Origin of the sequence: Klebsiella sp. K5-45, assembly GCF_030128605.1 — a bacterium.
GTDB classification, from domain to species: domain Bacteria; phylum Pseudomonadota; class Gammaproteobacteria; order Enterobacterales; family Enterobacteriaceae; genus Klebsiella; species Klebsiella quasipneumoniae.
Genome location: NZ_JAKUZW010000002.1, coordinates 258735 through 276345, shown reverse-complemented (window position 1 = coordinate 276345; position 17611 = coordinate 258735). Strand labels below are relative to the sequence as shown.

The 17611-nt window shown below is 59.7% G+C and carries 14 protein-coding genes, 1 pseudogene and 1 riboswitch; of the genes and pseudogenes, 5 read left to right on the top strand and 10 right to left on the bottom strand.

Translation table 11 applies throughout. From position 1 onward, the window contains the following. The 5 genes from MKS11_RS05315 to MKS11_RS05295 form a co-directional block, all read right to left on the bottom strand. Entirely contained in the window at positions 1–1386 is a 1386-nt protein-coding gene (locus MKS11_RS05315; RefSeq protein WP_284109433.1) for a diaminobutyrate--2-oxoglutarate transaminase, read from the bottom strand. 306 nt (positions 1387–1692) lie between these two features. Beyond that, positions 1693–2628 (bottom strand): ABC transporter substrate-binding protein, encoded by a 936-nt coding sequence (locus tag MKS11_RS05310; protein ID WP_064189655.1) that lies wholly within the window; start codon positions 2626–2628, stop codon positions 1693–1695. A gap of 24 nt (positions 2629–2652) precedes the next feature. Beyond that, positions 2653–3393 carry an ABC transporter permease gene (locus tag MKS11_RS05305; protein ID WP_043519612.1) on the bottom strand — a complete coding sequence of 247 codons (741 nt, stop codon included), beginning with the start codon at positions 3391–3393 and terminating at the stop codon, positions 2653–2655. Beyond that, positions 3390–4118, bottom strand: a complete 729-nt coding sequence (locus MKS11_RS05300; RefSeq protein WP_043519611.1) for an ABC transporter ATP-binding protein — start codon at positions 4116–4118, stop codon at positions 3390–3392. The genes MKS11_RS05305 and MKS11_RS05300 overlap by 4 nt, the downstream gene beginning before the upstream one ends. Further along, positions 4115–4810 (bottom strand): TenA family protein, encoded by a 696-nt coding sequence (locus MKS11_RS05295; protein ID WP_043519610.1) that lies wholly within the window; start codon positions 4808–4810, stop codon positions 4115–4117. Before MKS11_RS05295 ends, MKS11_RS05300 begins: the two co-directional genes overlap by 4 nt. A gap of 68 nt (positions 4811–4878) precedes the next feature. Continuing rightward, a riboswitch (TPP riboswitch) is annotated at positions 4879–4980 on the bottom strand. A gap of 220 nt (positions 4981–5200) precedes the next feature. Between MKS11_RS05295 and MKS11_RS05290 the strand changes: the two genes are divergently transcribed. The 3 genes from MKS11_RS05290 to MKS11_RS05280 all read left to right on the top strand — a co-directional run bounded on the left by MKS11_RS05290 (position 5201) and on the right by MKS11_RS05280 (position 8457). Beyond that, the gene (locus tag MKS11_RS05290) at positions 5201–6322 is read left to right on the top strand and encodes a BamA/TamA family outer membrane protein (protein WP_057215404.1); all 1122 of its coding nucleotides are present in this window, start codon (positions 5201–5203) and stop codon (positions 6320–6322) included. An 18-nt stretch (positions 6323–6340) separates the two neighbouring features. Then, on the top strand, positions 6341–7285 hold the full coding sequence (locus MKS11_RS05285) for a hypothetical protein (protein WP_064177796.1): 945 nt from the start codon (positions 6341–6343) through the stop codon (positions 7283–7285). A gap of 65 nt (positions 7286–7350) precedes the next feature. Further along, a complete protein-coding gene (locus MKS11_RS05280; protein WP_004202562.1) occupies positions 7351–8457 on the top strand; it encodes a DUF4056 domain-containing protein in 1107 nt (368 codons plus the stop codon). Between the two features lie 36 nt (positions 8458–8493). Here MKS11_RS05280 and MKS11_RS05275 read toward each other — a convergent pair whose 3' ends face one another. From MKS11_RS05275 to MKS11_RS05265, 3 genes and pseudogenes are all read right to left on the bottom strand, one after another. After that, positions 8494–9666: a Gfo/Idh/MocA family protein gene (locus MKS11_RS05275; RefSeq protein ID WP_043519608.1), complete on the bottom strand. Its 1173-nt coding sequence runs from the start codon at positions 9664–9666 to the stop codon at positions 8494–8496. Positions 9667–9679: 13 nt separating this feature from the next. Beyond that, on the bottom strand, positions 9680–10603 hold the full coding sequence (locus MKS11_RS05270; protein ID WP_087771397.1) for a TIM barrel protein: 924 nt from the start codon (positions 10601–10603) through the stop codon (positions 9680–9682). Between the two features lie 190 nt (positions 10604–10793). Continuing rightward, positions 10794–11833: pseudogene (locus MKS11_RS05265) on the bottom strand (LacI family DNA-binding transcriptional regulator). 397 nt (positions 11834–12230) lie between these two features. Here MKS11_RS05265 and MKS11_RS05260 point away from each other — a divergent pair. Beyond that, positions 12231–13487: a sensor domain-containing diguanylate cyclase gene (locus MKS11_RS05260; RefSeq protein WP_284109432.1), complete on the top strand. Its 1257-nt coding sequence runs from the start codon at positions 12231–12233 to the stop codon at positions 13485–13487. 124 nt (positions 13488–13611) lie between these two features. Then, positions 13612–14553 carry a hypothetical protein gene (locus MKS11_RS05255; RefSeq protein WP_087771395.1) on the top strand — a complete coding sequence of 314 codons (942 nt, stop codon included), beginning with the start codon at positions 13612–13614 and terminating at the stop codon, positions 14551–14553. 130 nt (positions 14554–14683) lie between these two features. Here MKS11_RS05255 and guaD read toward each other — a convergent pair whose 3' ends face one another. Further along, positions 14684–15994 (bottom strand): guanine deaminase, encoded by a 1311-nt coding sequence (gene guaD, locus MKS11_RS05250; protein ID WP_087771394.1) that lies wholly within the window; start codon positions 15992–15994, stop codon positions 14684–14686. A gap of 101 nt (positions 15995–16095) precedes the next feature. Beyond that, a complete protein-coding gene (locus tag MKS11_RS05245) occupies positions 16096–17592 on the bottom strand; it encodes an NCS1 family nucleobase:cation symporter-1 (RefSeq protein ID WP_002905524.1) in 1497 nt (498 codons plus the stop codon). Positions 17593–17611: the final 19 nt, after the last annotated feature.

Below are 17611 nucleotides of genomic sequence, written 5' to 3'. Positions count from 1 at the left end.
TCAGACCGGTTTTACGCCGGCGGCCAGCAGGGCCTGTTCAAATTTGTCGAGGAACACATCCAGTTCCGCGTTGCTGATCAGCAGGGACGGCAGCAGGCGCAGCACGCAGCCGTGACGGCCACCGCGCTCCAGAATCAGGCCCGCTTCGAAGCATTTCTTCTGCAGCAGGGCAGAGAGTTCGCCGTCAGCCGGGTAGCAACCCATGTGATCCTGCGCTTCGTTCGGCTTGACGATTTCGATACCGATCATCAGACCGAGACCGCGAACGTGGCCGATTACCGGGTAGCGCTTCTGCAGCTCCGCCAGTTTGCCTTTCAGCCACTCGCCCTGGGCGGCGACTTTGTCAGCAATCTTGTTGTCGCGCAGATGACGCAGGGTGGTCAGGCCGGTAGCCATCGCCAGCTGGTTGCCGCGGAAGGTGCCGGTGTGGTGACCCGGTTCCCAGGCGTCGAACTGCTTTTTAATGCCCAGCACCGCCAGCGGCAGACCGCCGCCAACCGCTTTCGACATCACGATGATGTCCGGCTGAATACCGGCGTGTTCGAAGGCGAAGAATTTACCGGTACGGGCAAAGCCAGCCTGCACTTCATCGACGATCAGCAGAATGCCGTGCTCTTCGGTCACTTTGCGGATGCGCTGCAGCCACTCGACCGGCGCCGGGTTCACGCCGCCTTCGCCCTGAACGGCTTCGAGGATAACCGCCGCCGGTTTACGGACGCCGCTCTCTACGTCCTTGATCAGGTTTTCGAAGTAGTAGGTTAGCGCTTTGACGCCGGCTTCGCCGCCGATGCCCAGCGGGCAACGATACAGGTGCGGGTAAGGCATGAACTGGACTTCCGGCATCATGCCGTTGACCGCCGCTTTCGGCGACAGGTTGCCAGTGACGGACAGCGCGCCATGGGTCATCCCGTGATAGCCGCCGGAGAAGCTGATCACCGCGGAACGGCCGGTGTATTTTTTCGCCAGCTTCAGCGCCGCTTCCACGGCGTCAGCCCCGGAAGGACCGGTGAACTGCAGGCAATACTCTTTCCCTTCGCCCGGCAGGCAAGAGAGCAGGTATTCGGAGAAACGATCTTTTAACGGGGTAGTCAGATCGAGAGTATGTAACGGCAAGCCGCTGGTAATGACACTTTGGATGCTCTGCAATACATCAGGGTGGTTGTGGCCCAGAGCGAGAGTACCGGCGCCGGCGAGGCAGTCCAGGTACTGTTTGTTATCCGCATCCGTCAGCCACACGCCTTCAGCTTTAGTGATAGCCAGCGGTAACTTACGCGGGTAACTCCTGACATTCGATTCAAATTCGGCCTGACGGGCCAAAAAGGTTTCGTTGTTTGCGTCTAATAAATCAGCACGTAAAGTATCAATACGGACTTTATCCGTCATCATATCACTCCCACAACCAGCATTGCGGTTGAACGCTGGTTGAATAATTGGTGTAAGGAATTGAATTGGCATTCATAAAGCGCGCACAATATATGGCTTTTTAAATCCGCATTCAACGTTTTATTGATTGCGTTATTTTGACGCTATTCTTACCGGGGTAAAAATTAACATAACCTGCTGAATTATAATAAAACAACCCAAGGTAACGATAACCCTTTAAAGTGTAATTATTAGTGAGAAAGTCTCTATATTTTTATTGCCGCTGCGTTAAAGCGCTGACGGAAAGCCTTCCGTCAGCGATAGCAAGAGTCAATGCAGCTCAACCGCATAATTTGTTAAAGGTGTAACTTTTTTCACCAACTTATTGTTATATAAAAACTGTTCGTAAGTGTCATAGCGCGCTTTATCCAGCGCCGCCGGATCGGTGGCGAACAGCGGCACGGTTTGCAGCCACGCCTGATGGTTAAGCTCGGTCTTCAGCTCCGGGTGCGCGGCGGCGAACGCCTCCCAGCTCTCCTGCGGATGGGCGCGCAGGTAGCTGACCCCGGCCTGCAGGGCGGTGAGGAATTTACGGATTTTCGCCTCATGAATCGCGTCGCGGTGGGCGACAATCACCAGCTCGTCATAGGCCGGCACGCCGTAATCCTCGACGTTCATCACCACCGGAGCTTTGCCCTGCAGCTTCAGCTCCTGCGCTTCTATATTACGATAGCCGCCGATGACCGCGTCCACCTGGCCCGCCAGCAGAGCGCTGGTCAGCTGAAAATTGACGTTGACCAGCTTGATACTGGCCGGATCGATCCCCGAATGCTGCGCCATGGTCGCCAGGGTGGCCTGCTCAATGCCGCTGACCGAGTAACCCACCTTCCTGCCTTGCAGATCCGCCGGGGTTTTGATCTGCTTATCGAGGGCGATCACCGTATTCAGCGGCGAGTTGATCAGGGTGCCCACGCGCACCAGCGGTAATCCTTCGTCAGCGAAGAAGTGCACCTGCGGCTGGTAGGTGATGGCCAGGTCTGCCTGACGGGCGGCCACCATACGGGGCGGCAGCGCCGGATCCGACGGAGGGACAATCTTGACGTCCAGACCCTGGGCCTTAAAGGCGCCGATCTGCTCGGCCACCATAATCGGCGCATGGTCGGGGTTAATATACCAGTCCAGCACCAGGGTGAGCGGTTCATTGGCCAGCGCGTGACCGCTGAGCAGCGTCGTCAGGGTTGCCCCGGCGAAAAGCGACGTTTTCATCTGTTTTCCTTTATTACTTCATGATTATTCCGGCGACCAGTCGATCAGCCGGTGCAGCAGGGTGTCTACCGCCAGCCACAGGAAGAGGGTCAGCAGCACTAAAATAAACAGCGCGGCGAAGCAGATATCGGTTTGCAGCCGCGCGTTGGCATTGAGCATGACGTAGCCCAGTCCCTCGGCGGAGCCGACCCATTCGCCGATAATGGCGCCGATGGGGGCCACCGCCGCCGCCATGCGCAGGCCCGAGCCCAGCGCCGGCAGGGCGGCCATCAGGCGGACATGCCGTAGCTGAGCGCCAAAGGAGGCGTTCATGCTGCGCGCCAGATCGAGATAGTCGTGGTTGACCCGTCGCAAGCCGTCAAAGAAGGCGGAAGTGACGGGAAAGAAAATCACCAGCACCGCCATCGCCACTTTGGCGCTCATGCCAAACCCCAGCCACAGCACCAGCAGCGGGGCGAGGGCAAAGACCGGGATCGCCTGGCTGGTGAGCACCAGCGGCATCAGCCAGCGCTGCAGGCGCGGGGAGAGGATCATGCCCAGCGCCAGCGTGACGCCGAGCGCCACCCCCAGCGCCAGGCCGCTGAGGATCTCGCTGAGGGTAATCAGCGTGTGCCAGCCGAGATAGGCGCGATTGACCCACAGCGCCTCGGCGACCGCCGCCGGGGAGGGTAAAAGAAAGCGCGGAATGCCGCTGCGGCTGGCCAGCCCCCAGAGAAGCATCAGTCCGCAGAACACCATGCCGCCGCGCCAGAGACGTCCGCTCATGAGTGGGCCCTCATCAACTGCTGCAGCAGCGCCGCCTGGGCGTTCAACAGCTCGGGCGCGTCCGGCGCGCGCGGAGGCGCGCCGGTGAGGTGATGGCTGTCGTCGATCTCCCCGTCGGCGGCCGAGAGGACCAGCAGACGGTGGCTCAGCCGGCAGGCTTCCAGCGGATCGTGGGTGATCAGCACCACCGTCCGCCCCGCCAGCAGAGTGGCCGCGAGGGTCTGAATGCGCGTGCGGGTGAGGGTGTCCAGCGCCGAGAAAGGCTCATCCATTAGCACGATGGGCCGGTCCTCATACAGGGTGCGGGCCAGCGCGGCGCGCTGACGCATCCCGCCGGAGAGCGTCGCCGGCCGGGCGTCGGCGCAGGAGGCGAGCTCCACCTGTTCCAGCAGGGTGGCGACCCGGGCGTGATCCACTTTCTCACCGCGCAGCCGCGCGCCGAGGGCGACGTTCTCCCGAACGCTCAGCCAGGGGTAAAGCAGATCTTTCTGCCCCATCCACGCCAGGCGGCCGGGTATCGGCTTGCCGTCGCTGGCGACCACTTCCCCGCAGGTGGCGGGGGCCAGGCCGGCCATGACCCGCAGCAGGCTGGTTTTTCCGGCCCCGCTGGCGCCGAGCAGCGACACCCACTGGCCGCCGGGGACCGTCAGCGACAGATTGTCGAACAGGCGGCGGTCGCCGAAATGGAGGCTCAGATTGCGGACCTCGATACCTGGCGCCGTCACGCCCGGGACTCCACCGCGGCGTTGAGCCCCATCTGCCAGAACTGCGCCTCAAGGCGGGTGGCGGTGGTGAAGATGTCGCTCAGTTCAGTGATACGGGTCTCGCTTCCACGCTGTTGCCACACGGTCTCCAGCAGCGCCAGCGCGGCGCTGACGCCCTGCAGATAGCCTTCATCGCCGTAGTTGCGGATCCACGAGGCGTAAGGATTGTCGTCCAGTCGGGTGGTGGGGTGATGCAGCAGGCCCAGACCGATTTCGGCGTAACCCGCTACGCAGGGCATCAGAGCGACCAGCAGATCCAGCGCGTCGCCTGCATGGCCGATATCCAGCACGTAGCGGGTATAGTTGATGGTTTCCGGCGCTTCAGGCTGGGCGGCCATCTCCGGTTCGCTAATGCCCCACTGGGCGCAGTAGCCGACGTGCAGCGGCACTTCGTTAAGAATGGCGTTCATGGAGGCGGCCGCGGCGCGCATCTCCGGCAGCGTGCGCAGTTTACTCACCAGCAGCGCGTAGCTGCGGGCGAAATGGATCAGAAACAGATAATCCTGGGTGAGATAGCGACGAAATGCGCTTTCAGCAAGGGTGCCTTCGGCGAGCTGCCGGACGAAAGGGTGCGCCACATAGTGCTGCCAGTCAGCGGCGGCCAGCTGGCGTAAACGGCCATAAAGACCTTGGCTAAACGCGGGAACAATCACAGGACCTCCAGTTGTGCAGGGGAGATCCGGGCGTGCAGGGGTGTGAACAGGCAATGGCGGTAATGCTGGCAAAATTGCCGACCCGTCCCTTCGCTGGCATGACCCAGATCAGGTTCAAAGGGTTCGGCTTGCGCCATCTCAGCCCTCACGGGACACCCCTCGGTAGCGCTATGTTATACGACATTCACCTTATGAATACAATCATCGCGCCGTCCGGCGGAGCGAAGGCGGCTTTCTGTGACGGCCAGCTCTTTTTTATCCAAAAATACCCAAAAAACAGGCCACTGCGCGTTGGTGAGGGTTCTCCGGTTACGTTATATTTTCCTTATTCCGTTGTAATAATCCTGTTCGCCACGCGTGTCGTGCGCGCCCCAACGCCCTGGAGTGAGCATGAAATTCCCGCTGTCCACGCTGGCGCTTCTGTTCCTGTTGTGCCCGCCTGGCGATGCCGCCGATCTGTTCGATGCGGAAGATGGCATGCTCGACATGAGTCAGTATCTGGCGGAAAACCGTTACGGTTTTCTGCCGGTGCCGCTGGCGATAACCGAGCCGGCCATCGGCTATGGTGGCGGACTGTTTGGCCTGTTTTTACACGGCAAAGGTAGCCGGGAGGGCGGGCAGTTTATTCCTCCGCCGCTCACCGCTTTTGGCGGGGCCGCCACGCAGAATGGCACCTGGTTTATTGGCGGCGGTCATCGTCACACCTGGCAGCATGATCGCATTCGTTACCTGGCGGGCGCCGGCTACGCTAACGTCAATCTGGATATCTATTCCGGCGACACCGGCGGCTTCAGCCATGCTAAACCGGTGCAGACGCAGACCAAAGGCGTCGCCGCGCTGCAAAAGCTGTTGTTTCGCCTGGGCGACACGCCGGTGTTCCTCGGGGCCTCCCAGGTGTATGCCCGGGCGGATGTCTCTACCGATAATCCACGAGTCAACCGGGTGTGGCAGCAGGTGCTCGGGCAAAACAGCACCTCTTCGGCGCTGGGGGTGGTGGCGGAATATGACACTACCGATAATATTTTCTATCCTCAGAGTGGGTTAGCGCTGAAGGGGGAATATCGGTTTTTCCGTTCGCTGCTCGGGGGCGATTATCACTACAACACTTTTTCGCTGGACGGAAAGGTGTTTATTCCGCTCAGCCAGACGCTGACCCTGGCGGTCGCGGGCAATTATCAGTCCTTAACCCACCATGATAAGCATCTGATGCCGATGGCGCGTCCTTATATCGCGTTGCGCGGGATTTCGCGCTACCGCTATCAGGGCGACTACGTGGCCACGGCGCAAACCCAGCTGGCCTGGGCGGTTACTCCGCGCTGGATCCTGCAGGGATTCGTTGGCGCCGGGAGCGCCGCTGACGCGGCGGATACGCTATGGGAAGAGTCAGAGGTGGCATGGGGGGCCGGTTTTCGATACCTGATCGCGCGACAGTACGGTTTACGTACCGGGATTGACGTGGCGTTCAGCGAGCATGAACAGGCGGTCTATTTCAATGTCGGTTCGGGTTTATAACTACACATGAGAACAAAAATGAGATCATCCGGCGCGGTGTTAACGCTGCTGTTAGCGGCCTGGGGCACGTCGGCTGCGGAGCCGGACCAGAGCGACAGCTATTTTCCGATCTGGGGCGAGGAGGCTCGCGCCAGGGGATATTCCATTCCGTTACCTTACGGCGTCAATCTGAGCTATATGAATATCCGACAGGATATCATGGTCGACAGTATTACCTTTTCCGGGCTTAAGCTCGGCAACCATCCCATTCCCAGCGATATGTTCGCCATCGATGCCGGGCACACCCGCGAGAAGAGCAAAACCGAAAACCTGCGCCTTGATATGTGGGTCTTTCCGTTCCTCAACGTATACGGACTGGTGGGGCATACCCGCGGGTCGTCCGTCTCCCAGGTCTCAGTGGATTCAGATCCGTCGCAGTTTCGCGGTCTGGACCGGGTCATCGCCGGCGCGGTTCATCAGCTTTATCAAAGCGGAAAGCTGCAGAATATTGATTTTACGCTTGATTTTAAAGGCACCACCTGGGGGACCGGCTTTACGCTCGCCGGCGGCTACGGCAACTGGTTTGGGTTGGTGGATACTAACTACACCCGCACCGACTTCGATATCCTCGACGGCAGCATTTCGGCGGTCACCGTCTCGCCGCGCGTCGGCTACCGCTTCAGTTTTCAGGGGATCGACGGGCCGTCCCATCTCAGCCTGTGGGTCGGCAGCATGTATCAGGACGTGCAGCAGGAGTTTAAGGGCGATCTCGCCGACCTGCACATGCCGCCAGAGCTGCAGCCCCTAATTGCCGCGGTCAATAAAGACGGCGAGGGCAAATTCGACGTTAAGCAAAAGCTGACCTCGCCGTGGAATATGCTGATTGGCGCCCAGTATGAAGTCACCAAAAACTTTAACGTGCTGACTGAATTCGGTTTTAACGACCGCAATAGCTTCTTTGTCTCCGGTGAATACCGCTTTTAACTAAACCTGCAGGCGCCGTCTGCCGGTAAGATGCGCGTTCTTTTGTTGCTGTGGAGAGGCTGTTGATGCGTAAAGCCTTATGGCTGTTATTCGCGCTGGCGCTGCCGGCGCTGGCGCAGGACCCGGTATTGCCCGCGGTGACGGCGATCCATCCGGTTCCCACCCTGGGCGAGCTGTCGCCGCCGGAATCGCTGCGGCCATGCTGCGCCTTTGGTTACGACCTGCACGTGCGGGCGGTGGGCATCCCCATCCCGGTGTACCAGATTGGTAACGTGCTGACTCTGGATTCTCTGGGCAAGCACCATTACAACGACAGCGCGCTCGGGGCGGTGAAAAATCTGCTGGGACTGAGCGAGGAGCAAAACGGGCTTATTTATACCCGTCGCGGCGGGTTTATCGATATTGCCCATGTGCGCGACACGGCGGATTACACCTTTTATCTGTTCAATCGCATTTCGCCGACGCTGGGCCAGGCGGGGCGCATATTCTACAGCGAAGAGCTGGGGGTGCGCCGCGTTCAGCTGAATGCCTTTACGCCGCCGCCGGGCGTCAGGCAGCGCTATCAGCTGGCGGCCTGGCTCGCCGGGCATCTGGCCTTCGAAATCGCCCAGTGGCATGAGATCGCCCAGTGGTATGGCTTCCAGTCGGTGCCGGGGTTTTCTGAGGAGATCTCCGCGTTTTCGCCGGAAGATCTCTATTCCAATTTACTGGGCGCCAGGCTGGCGATTAACGTCATCCTTAGCGGCCATGGCGGGTCAGTGGAAGCGTATAACCAGGCCATGGAGGCGGCGCTGAAAAAGGCGCTGACCCGGCTGATGGTGGCCACGCGAGGGGAGACGGAAGCGATGTTCCAGCGGATAGATGGCGACTGGTGGAACAGTCGCCGACGGGTGCCGGATAAATTTCTGGTGCTGAAGCGTAATTACGACCTGCAGGAAAACCGGCTGCCGACGCCGGTCCCTTTCGAAACCATGCCGCCATATCGCCTGACCATGCCCTCGCAGGTGGCGGGGTTCCGCTTGCGCGACCTCGGCGAGCTGCAGATCTACCCGGGGCACGATATGCAGGCTCTACCGGCGCCCGAGCAATACTATGGCGCCGCAGCGTTTCAGGGGCTGGCCGATCGCGCCCGCGAGGCCGATAAAACCCAGCTGGCGCGCATTGAAAAGTAACGTGGAAGGCTCAGGGCTAGGCCCTGAGCCGGCGAGTTAGCGGAAGTCGACCCAGCAGGCGCCGTTGTCGGCCGAGCGCACGCAGTTTTCCACCCAGCGGACGCCGAACGCCCCGGCGCGGGCGTCCGGATACCAGAAGTCGGCCAGCAGCGCTTCGTCGCGCCGGTCCGCGGCGTCCATAGCGATGGCGAAGCGGCGATAGAGATTCGACCAGGCCTCGAACAGCCCCTCCGGGTGACCACCGCCGATGCGATCATCCTGACGCGCCAGCGGATCAAGATAGTCCATGCCTCGCTCCAGAATGCGCGCTGGCTCGCCCTGCACCTCGTAACGCAGCTGGTTGGGCTGTTCATCCCACCATTCGAGACTGGCCTTTTCCCCCACGATGCGCACCTTTTGCCCGTGCATGGAGCCGCAGTTAACGGCGGAGCTCCACAGCGAGCCGATGGCACCGTTGTCATACTCCATCAGCACCTGCGCGTTATCCTCCAGCGGCGCGCGGCTTTTGACGAAGCTTTGTCTGGCGCACATCAGCCGGGCGATCTTCAGCTGCGGGGCCATGGTTTCGACCAGAAACAGCGGGTGGGTGGCTAAATCCCCCAGCACATAGCTGGGGCCGACGAAGCGGGGATCGACCCGCCAGCGGGTACTGGCGTTTTCCTGCTCCACCGGCTGGGCGTGGAAACCATGAGCAAACTGCATATTGACGATACGGATGTCGCCCAGCAGTCCGTCGGCGATCATCTGCCGGGCCTGGAGGATAAGCTGATGACCGGCATAGCCGTAGGTCACGCCGATGATTTTGTGCTGCCGCTGGCTGAGGGCCACCAGGTCGTCCGCCTCTTCGCTGCTGAAGCACAGCGGCTTTTCGCACACCACGTGCAGCCCGGCCTCCAGCGCCGCCCGGCAGATGGCATAATGGGTATTATTCGGCGTGGCAATCGACACGGCCTGAATACCGTCCGGGCGGGCAGCCTCGCCGCGAAACAGACTCTGGTAGTCGGCGTAACAGCGATCGGGATCCACCCCCAGCTGTTGGCCGAACTGGCGCCCGCGTTCGGCATCAATATCAAAGGCGCCTGCCAGCAGCGCAAAGGTGTTATCGCGCAGGGCGGCAGAGCGGTGAATATAGCCGATCTGGCTGCCGCCGCCGCCGCCGACCATGCCCCAGCGCAGGGTGCGATCGAGAGGTCTTAAACCGTTAATCATGGGGTGTCTCCTGTCAGAATCCAACGTCGCGCAGATAGCGCAGGCTCTCCGTGACCGCCTGCAGGCTGCCTGCGGCATGGCGCGGATCACGCTCTTGTTCAATAGTTATCCAGCCCTGATAGCCGCGGCGGGCAAGGAAATCGTTAATGGCCGGGTAGTCAATGGCGCCGCTGCCGAGCGGGCACATCACCCCTTCGGCGCAGGCGGTGAAAAAGTCGATGCCTTCGGCGATGGCGCGCTGGTAAACCTGCGGATCCACATCCTTGAAGTGCAGATAGTCGAGTCGCGCGTAATAGCGATCCAGCCAGGTGAGCGGATCCATTCCGGCGTAGTAGAGATGCCCGGTATCCAGACACAACCCCGCCACGTCGTGCGGGATATCGTTGGCCAGCCGCTCGATTTCATCGGCAAATTCGATGCAGCCCCCGGCGTGGGGATGGATAACCGCCCGCACACCGTACTCCCGCCAGGCGAGGGTGCTGAGGGCGGTAATGTGCGCCATCATCCGCTGCCAGTCCTGGTCATTGAGGCGCGGAGCCAGCGCGCTGCGTCCGGCAAAGCGCGCCCGCTCGGGGTTGCCGAAGTCGATAATCACCAGATAGGGCGGCTGGAAAGGGTGCCCCGGGATAGGTTCGGCGGCCTGAACCTGAGACAGATTGCGGCATATTTGATGGGTCAGCGCCTCCAGAGTGGGGTAATGGGCCTCGCTGACCAGATCGTCAAAGATCGTCCCGGCGACCAGCGACAGCTGATGCTGTTCCAGCGCCGCGCGTAGGCTGGACGGGTCGGTGGGCAGGTAGCCCCACGGGCCGAGCTCGATGCTGCGATACCCGGCCTGCGCCGCCTCCTTCAGCACGGTAGCCCAGGCGGGAAGGTCAGGGTTTTTCGGGTCATCCACACCCCAGCTGCAGGGGGCGTTGGCGATAGGATGTGTCATGTCGGCTTCCTTTTTTCACAGGGGATGCCGCAGAGTATTGAATGAAAATTTCATAGCCAACAATATTGGAATGATGATTTTATGATGGCCATCATGATTTATATTGAGGTTGTTTTTGATAGTTATTTATCAAAATGAGGCGAGGCGTGGTTCAGGCGTGAGGCAGCCCCGTTGGCGACGGGGCGAGCGTTTACATATTTTCTTTGGTGATGATATCGAAAGGCTGAGGGTGCGAAATCACGTCGCTGGGCGGCCGCGAAACGGCTTCCGTCATGGCGCGCAGGGTGGCGGCGGCCAGGTCATCCAGCCGGTGGTTGAGAATGACATCGATGGTGCCGTCGATCAGCGCCAGTTCACTGCCGCTTAGCGGGCCATGGCAGACCAGGGTGACGGCCTGCTGGCGGCCGCTGTCGCGCAGCGCCCTACAATTCCTTCGACGCCGCCGCAGGGAGCATAGATCGCCTGCAGGGCCGGGTACTGGCTGAGCAGCTTTTCCGTTACGCTTCTGGCGACATCCGCCCGTTCGTGGCTGCGAACCGGCTCGAGGATCTGCTGCCCTTTACCCTGCTCACGCAGGCAGGAGCGGAAGCTGATCTCACAGCTTTCCTGACAGGTAAAACGATTATCGCCAATGATAATGGCTATTTCGCCTTCGCCACGGCATAAGCGGTCGATAAACCAGGCGGCGGTGCGCCCGGCTTTTTGGTTATCGAGGCCGATATAGCCGCTGCGCTGGGGAACCGACAGATCTGAAAGTAGAGTGAATACGCGAACGCCGCGGGCGGCGGCCCGGCCCACCGCATGGCGAATCAGCGGGTGATCCAGCGCCACCAGGCCTAACACGTCCACTTCGTCACTTAGCCGGTGAATGGCCTGAGCCATCGCTTCCACCGCATCGATGGCAAAATGTAGTATCACCGGCACCTGGCCCGCCGGTAGCCATGGGGCGGCCTCTCGCGTCAGCGCCTGGGCCAGCGGCAGGTAGAAGGAGTGGGTCTCCTGCAGCAGAATAAACCCCATTCTGACCGTGACCGGCGCTTTCCCCGCCGCCAGGCGATAGTGGGGCTGCTCGAGGGTAAACCCCAGTCGTCGTGCCGCCTCCAGTACGCGGTACGCGGTCGATTCCTTCACCGCCGCGCGCTTGTTGAGTACCCGGTCGACGGTGGCCACGCCGACGTTAGCTTCACGCGCAATGTCGGAAAGCGTGATTTTGCTGGTGGATTTTTTCACTGTGATGACCATTAAAAATGAGCGTTATGATAGAAACTATCACGGTAACCCTGCGCAGAACAGCGACAATCTGCGTGCCACAGGACAAGCCTGCGTTCCTGCCGCGTAAAGTGTGACGGGTATACACAGTCTGTGATCAAAAGCGACTACCTGTTCTGGCATTGCTGCTATGCAATTGAAATAAAATTAATAATAAAGGCAGTGTCGTCTTTGTCGGTTAAACCGTGCGCAAAGTCGCTCCGGATGGGCGTCGCTGGGCCTGTAACCGACTATACTTGCCGCGCACGCGCGTAATGACGTTTACTCGATGACTTTTTGCTATCACTTTATGCCAGCGTCAGGGCTGCACTGAATAATGTGCCGTTCCGCGCCGGGAGTGGGTCGGTTTGGGGCCTGTATGTTATTAAAAGAGCTGGCTGTTTTTGATGTATTAAGCACGCCGATATGGGTAGTCCATCCTTTTACTGAAAGTGTGGTCTATGCCAATCCGGCTTCCCGGACATTGAGCGGCGATATGTCGCTGAAGGAGATGCGCAACGGTATCTATTCGACCTGTCCTGAAACGCAGCTGCAGCATTATCTTCGCTATCTCGATACGATGACCGAGATATTTGAAGTCTGGACGTTACAGACGGGCAAGGGCCTGCAGTCGGTATATTGTAAAACCACCCTGGTCGACACCGACGACAGCGGTACCTTATTGCTGTTTGAAGCCGTGAAGCTGCTGGCGCAAAATCAATCCATTCATACCGGCTCCCGCCGTTATCAGCGACGCAACAATGGTTTTTTTGCCCGTTTTTTTATGACCAATACCGCGCCGATGCTATTGATCGATCCCAGTAAGGATGGTCGAATTGTCGATGCCAATATTGCGGCGCTGCGTTTTTATCATTATTCCGATGAGGAAATGCGCAATAAACATACCTGGCAAATTAATACCCTTGGTCGGGACGTGATCCCCATCATGAATAATATTGCCAATATGCCAGGCGGGCATAAACCGCTTAATTTTACGCATATTTTAGCCGACGGTACGCTGCGCCATGTCCAAACCTATGCCGGGCCCGTAGTGCTTTATAATATTCGACCGATGTTGTGCATTATTCACGATATCACCGAGGAAGTGCATCTGAAAAAAGAGCTGGAATTCTCTGCCGCCCACGATCCGCTCACCGGATTGCTTAATCGACGTGAATTTTATCGCCTCGTCGATGCGCCGTCATTTATCGCGCAAGGCTTTTGTCTGCTGTTAATCGATATCGATCATTTCAAAAGTATTAATGATATTCACGGTCATCAAAAAGGGGATGAAGTCCTGCTGGTGATCTCCCGCATTCTGGAAACGTCGGTGGATCGCGAAGATAAAATTTATCGCTGGGGGGGAGAAGAGTTTCTGCTCTTTTTACCCCATTCGCCGATAGCGCGCGCCCTGATACTGGCGGAAGGGATCCGCCAGGCGGTCAGCGAGTATCAGACGCTGTCGGTGACGGTGAGCATCGGCGTGGCCGAACACCATGACGGGGAAGCGATTGATCAGCTTTTTTCCCGCGTCGATAAAGCGCTGTATGTGGCCAAAAATGGTGGGCGCAACCGGGTCTCGCGCCTGCCGTTTGAAAATGTGGAACTGCTGCATAGCCGCGGAGGCGCGGCCTGACCAGCCCGATGCTTTTTCTCCCCGCCGGACGCGCAGGCTGACTCACCGACTATACTGAGTGAACGCCAGCCTGCTGATTTAGGTGGCAATATTGTTAGCCTGTCGCTGAGGTGGCAAACGACATATGGTGCGTCTTTTCGTTCTCCTGTCGGTACTTTCGCTTTACGCGCCGGCGACGCTGGCGGCGAACGGTCACGCCATCAAGCAGCGTGCCGATGCTGTCCTGACCCTGATGAGCTATACCGTGGTCCCCGACGTGACCGCCAGCGATCTCAATATTGGCTCCGGGAGCAACGACAAACACAACCTGGCCATTACTCAGTTTGGCGGCGGGGCGACCCTGAGCGAGTCGTTTCCTCTCTATCTCGAAGGAACGATGGGCTACAGCCGTTACGACCCGCGTTTTGTGGTCAGCAATGGCGAACAGACGCGGAATGTGCCCACCAAGTGGAACAGCCTGACCACCACCGGCGGCGTCGGCTGGGATTTTTCGCTGCACCGGGATCGCTTTGGCGGCAACCTGGTGCTGCGGCCGATCGTCAATGTGATGCTCGGCACCCTGGCCAGCGATGCGCGCCTCGGCAGCTGGGTAATTGAGCGAAAAACCAACGCCGATCTGCAGTTCCTCGACGGCGGTCGGTTCAATGCATGGGGGCTCGGCGGGGCGCTGATGCTGGATTATGAACGCTTCTCCGCCACCCAGGATATTGATGCCGAGCTGCGTTACTCCTATATGCAACTGCAAAGTTTCGGCAGCAGCGCCGAGGTGGTGCAGGGGGAGGCCAGCGCGGAGAATCTCGGTCTGTATCTGCGCCGCCGCGCGCCGATCGCTGACTGGACGCTGCTGGGCAACCCGCTGCGCTACGTGCTGGAAGGGGCGCATACTGCATATCTGGGCGAACAGCGAGGGGCGCTGGGCTTCTCCGGTTTAACGTCGCTGGGGATTGGACTCGAGCTGGACAGCAGTAAATACCCGGTCTTTATCACCCGCACCCGGCTGGTGGCGCGCTATATGTTCGGCAATAACACCACGGGCTATGGCGTTGGACTGGCGATGAGTTTTTGAAGGCCACTAACCCAGCCGCCGCCGGCCAGCGCCTTCTTACCCCCGGGAGAGACCAGGGCGAAGGGGGTCCATAACCGTCCCCGCAGCCAGACGGTTTCCTCTCCCCCCAGTGTGAGGGCCAGGGTGAGGGTTAACCCTGACACCACACCCGCTCGCCGTTCACCCACGTCTCGCTGATATTGCGCTCATCACCCAGGGTCATCAGTACGAACAGCTGCTCATAAATATCATGGCAGCGGCCCATCCGCAGACGCTGCAGCGGAGTGACCGCCGGGTCAATCACCACAAAATCGGCCTCTTTGCCCGGCTGAAAATTGCCAATCTTCTCTTCCAGCCGCAGGGCGCGCGCGCCGCCGAGGGTGGCGTGATAGAAGGCCTCGCTGGCGCGCAGGCGATAGCTTTGCAGTTGTCCTACCTTGTAGGCCTCGCCCAGCGTCCGCAGCATGCTGAAGGTGGTCCCGGCCCCGACGTCGCTGCCGATACCCATCCGCACCTTGTGCTGCCAGCAGGCGGGCAGGCGAAACAACCCGCTGCCGAGAAACAGATTCGAGGTCGGACAGAAGGCGACTGCGGAACCGGTGTCATGCAGGCACTGCCACTCGGCATCATCAAGATGGATCCCGTGAGCAAATACGCTGCGTTCGCCGGTGAGCTGATAGTGATGATAGACATCCAGATAGCGCGCATGCTCCGGCCACAGCTGCTTAACCCAGGCGATCTCCTCGCGGTTTTCACTGAGATGCGTCTGCAGCCAGGTATCGGGAAACTCGGCCCGCAGACGCTGCACCGCCTCCAGCAACGCCGGCGTCGAGGTGGGAGCAAAGCGCGGGGTAATGGCATACCCCAGCCTGCCGCGCTGATGCCAGCGGCGGATCAGCCCCCGGGTCTGCTCGTAGCTCTCCCCGGCGGTTTCGCACAGGTAGTCGGGCACATGGCGATCCATCATCACTTTCCCGGCGATCAGGCGCATATTGAGGCGCAGCGCTTCGCTGAATAACGCCTCCACCGAGGCCGGATGCAGGGTACAAAACACCAGCGCGGTGGTGGTTCCATGGCTTATCAATTGATTTACAAAAAACTGCGCTATCTCCTGGGCATACTCCGCATCGGCAAACTGGCTCTCCACCGGGAAGGTGTAAGTGGTAAGCCACTCCAGCAGCTGTTCGCCAAAGGCGCCGATCATCTCGGTCTGCGGATAGTGGACGTGGGCATCGACGAACCCCGGCAACAGCAGTTTACCCCGCAGGTCAACATAGCCCTTCAGCGGATGCAGAAAGGCTTCACCCTCCTGCCATGGCAGCAGCGCGACAATTTTTCCGTCCTGCAAGAACAACAGGCCATCATCGAGATAGCGGGCCTGGGCGGCCACCTCATCCGGGGTCTCCGCCACGCCGGCGATATCAAAAAATGCACCGCGCACCGCGGTCTGGTAATCCATCATCGAACCTGCCTTCTCTTAACACTCTGGGAATAGTGATAAACAGCAAGATTGGTGCCAGTTTGCAGCCTGCCGTGGCCAGACGCCGCGGCAGAAGGGGAAGGTTACTCTTTTTGCGCCACCGCGCCGGAGCGGAAGGCGGCTTTCGCCTGCACTTCGCGCTCGTCGCGAGCCAGCCAGCGGTAGGTGGTCGCGCCGAGGAAGACGCCGATAAACCAGCTGAAGTTCGCCACTTCATGCAGGGCCGGAATAAAGCTGATAATCAGTCCCAGGCCCACCGACGGCAGCAGGGCGGCAATGGCTTTCGGGTTAAAGCCGTTGCGGTACCAGTATTTACCCTTCGGCGTATCGTCAAACAGGTCGTCCACCGACACCCGGCCGCGTTTGATCAGATAGAAGTCGGCGATCAGGATGCCAAACAGCGGGCCAATAAAGGCACCCAGCACGTCGAGGGTATAGTGGATCAGCTCCGGTGAGTTAAACAGGTTCCACGGCGTCAGGAGTATCGAGCCCACCGCAGCGATCATCCCGCCGGCGCGGAAGCTGATTTTCTGCGGCGCGCAGTTGGAAAAATCGAAGGCTGGCGAGACGAAGTTAGCCACGATATTGATGCCGATAGTGGCGGTGATCATGGTCAGCAGGCCGATGGCCACCGCCAGATCGTTGCCCACGCGGCTGACGGTTTCAATCGGGTCGGTGATCATTTTGCCGAACAGCGACTGGGTGCCGGAGACAATCACCACGGTGACCACCGAGAACAGCAGGAAGTTAAACGGCAGTCCCCAGCGGTTGCCGCGGCGGATCTCGCCCATGCTTTTGCCGTAGCGGGAAAAGTCGCCGAAGTTGAGCAGCGGCCCGGAGAAGTAAGAGACGACCAGCGCCGTGGCGGTGATCATCTGCCAGGTCTGCTCGCCAGCGCTGAGGGATTTGCTGGCGAGGGTAAAGGAGATCCCATCCAGACCGGTCTTGTATACAATCCAGCCAGCCAGGGCCAACATCACCACATACACCGCCGGACCGGCGATATCGATAAAACGCTTGATGGCGTTCATGCCGTGCCAGAACACCATCGCCTGCAGCAGCCACATGGTGGCGAAGCAGAGCCAGCCAAGGGTCGACAGCCCGAGGAAACTGCTGCTGGTCAGCGAGGAAAGGGAGGGCCAGAACTTGAGCAGGACCAGCATCAGGGCGTTCGCCGCCAGATAGGTTTGAATACCGTACCAGGCGAAGGCGATTAGCCCGCGGATCACCGCGGGGATATTGGCGCCGAAGACACCGAACGCCTGACGACAGATCACCGCGTAAGGCACCCCGGCCATCTGGCTGGGCTTCGCCACCAGGTTAGCGCACAGCTGCACAATACAGATGCCCACCAGCAGGCAGAGCAAAACCTGCCAGCTGGCCAGCCCAAGCGTAAAAAAGCTTGCCGCCACCACGTAGCCGCCCATGCTGTGCACGTCCGACATCCAGAACGAAAAGATATTGTACCAGCTCCAGTTCTGGTCGCGGGTGGGCGCCAGATCGTCATTACAAAGCCGCGGACTGTAGCCGGCGGCCGCCTCGTGAGTCTTCGTCTGCTGCGTGTGGGATGAATGTGGCATGAAACCTGCTCCTCTGAAT

Coding starts and splice junctions, on each gene's coding strand:
- MKS11_RS05315 (WP_284109433.1), bottom strand. CDS start 1,386: ATGATGACGGATAAAGTCCGTATTGATACTTTACGTGCTGATTTATTA.
- MKS11_RS05310 (WP_064189655.1), bottom strand. CDS start 2,628: ATGAAAACGTCGCTTTTCGCCGGGGCAACCCTGACGACGCTGCTCAGC.
- MKS11_RS05305 (WP_043519612.1), bottom strand. CDS start 3,393: ATGAGCGGACGTCTCTGGCGCGGCGGCATGGTGTTCTGCGGACTGATG.
- MKS11_RS05290 (WP_057215404.1), top strand. CDS start 5,201: ATGAAATTCCCGCTGTCCACGCTGGCGCTTCTGTTCCTGTTGTGCCCG.
- MKS11_RS05285 (WP_064177796.1), top strand. CDS start 6,341: ATGAGATCATCCGGCGCGGTGTTAACGCTGCTGTTAGCGGCCTGGGGC.
- MKS11_RS05280 (WP_004202562.1), top strand. CDS start 7,351: ATGCGTAAAGCCTTATGGCTGTTATTCGCGCTGGCGCTGCCGGCGCTG.
- MKS11_RS05275 (WP_043519608.1), bottom strand. CDS start 9,666: ATGATTAACGGTTTAAGACCTCTCGATCGCACCCTGCGCTGGGGCATG.
- MKS11_RS05270 (WP_087771397.1), bottom strand. CDS start 10,603: ATGACACATCCTATCGCCAACGCCCCCTGCAGCTGGGGTGTGGATGAC.
- MKS11_RS05260 (WP_284109432.1), top strand. CDS start 12,231: ATGTTATTAAAAGAGCTGGCTGTTTTTGATGTATTAAGCACGCCGATA.
- MKS11_RS05255 (WP_087771395.1), top strand. CDS start 13,612: ATGGTGCGTCTTTTCGTTCTCCTGTCGGTACTTTCGCTTTACGCGCCG.
- guaD (WP_087771394.1), bottom strand. CDS start 15,994: ATGATGGATTACCAGACCGCGGTGCGCGGTGCATTTTTTGATATCGCC.
- MKS11_RS05245 (WP_002905524.1), bottom strand. CDS start 17,592: ATGCCACATTCATCCCACACGCAGCAGACGAAGACTCACGAGGCGGCC.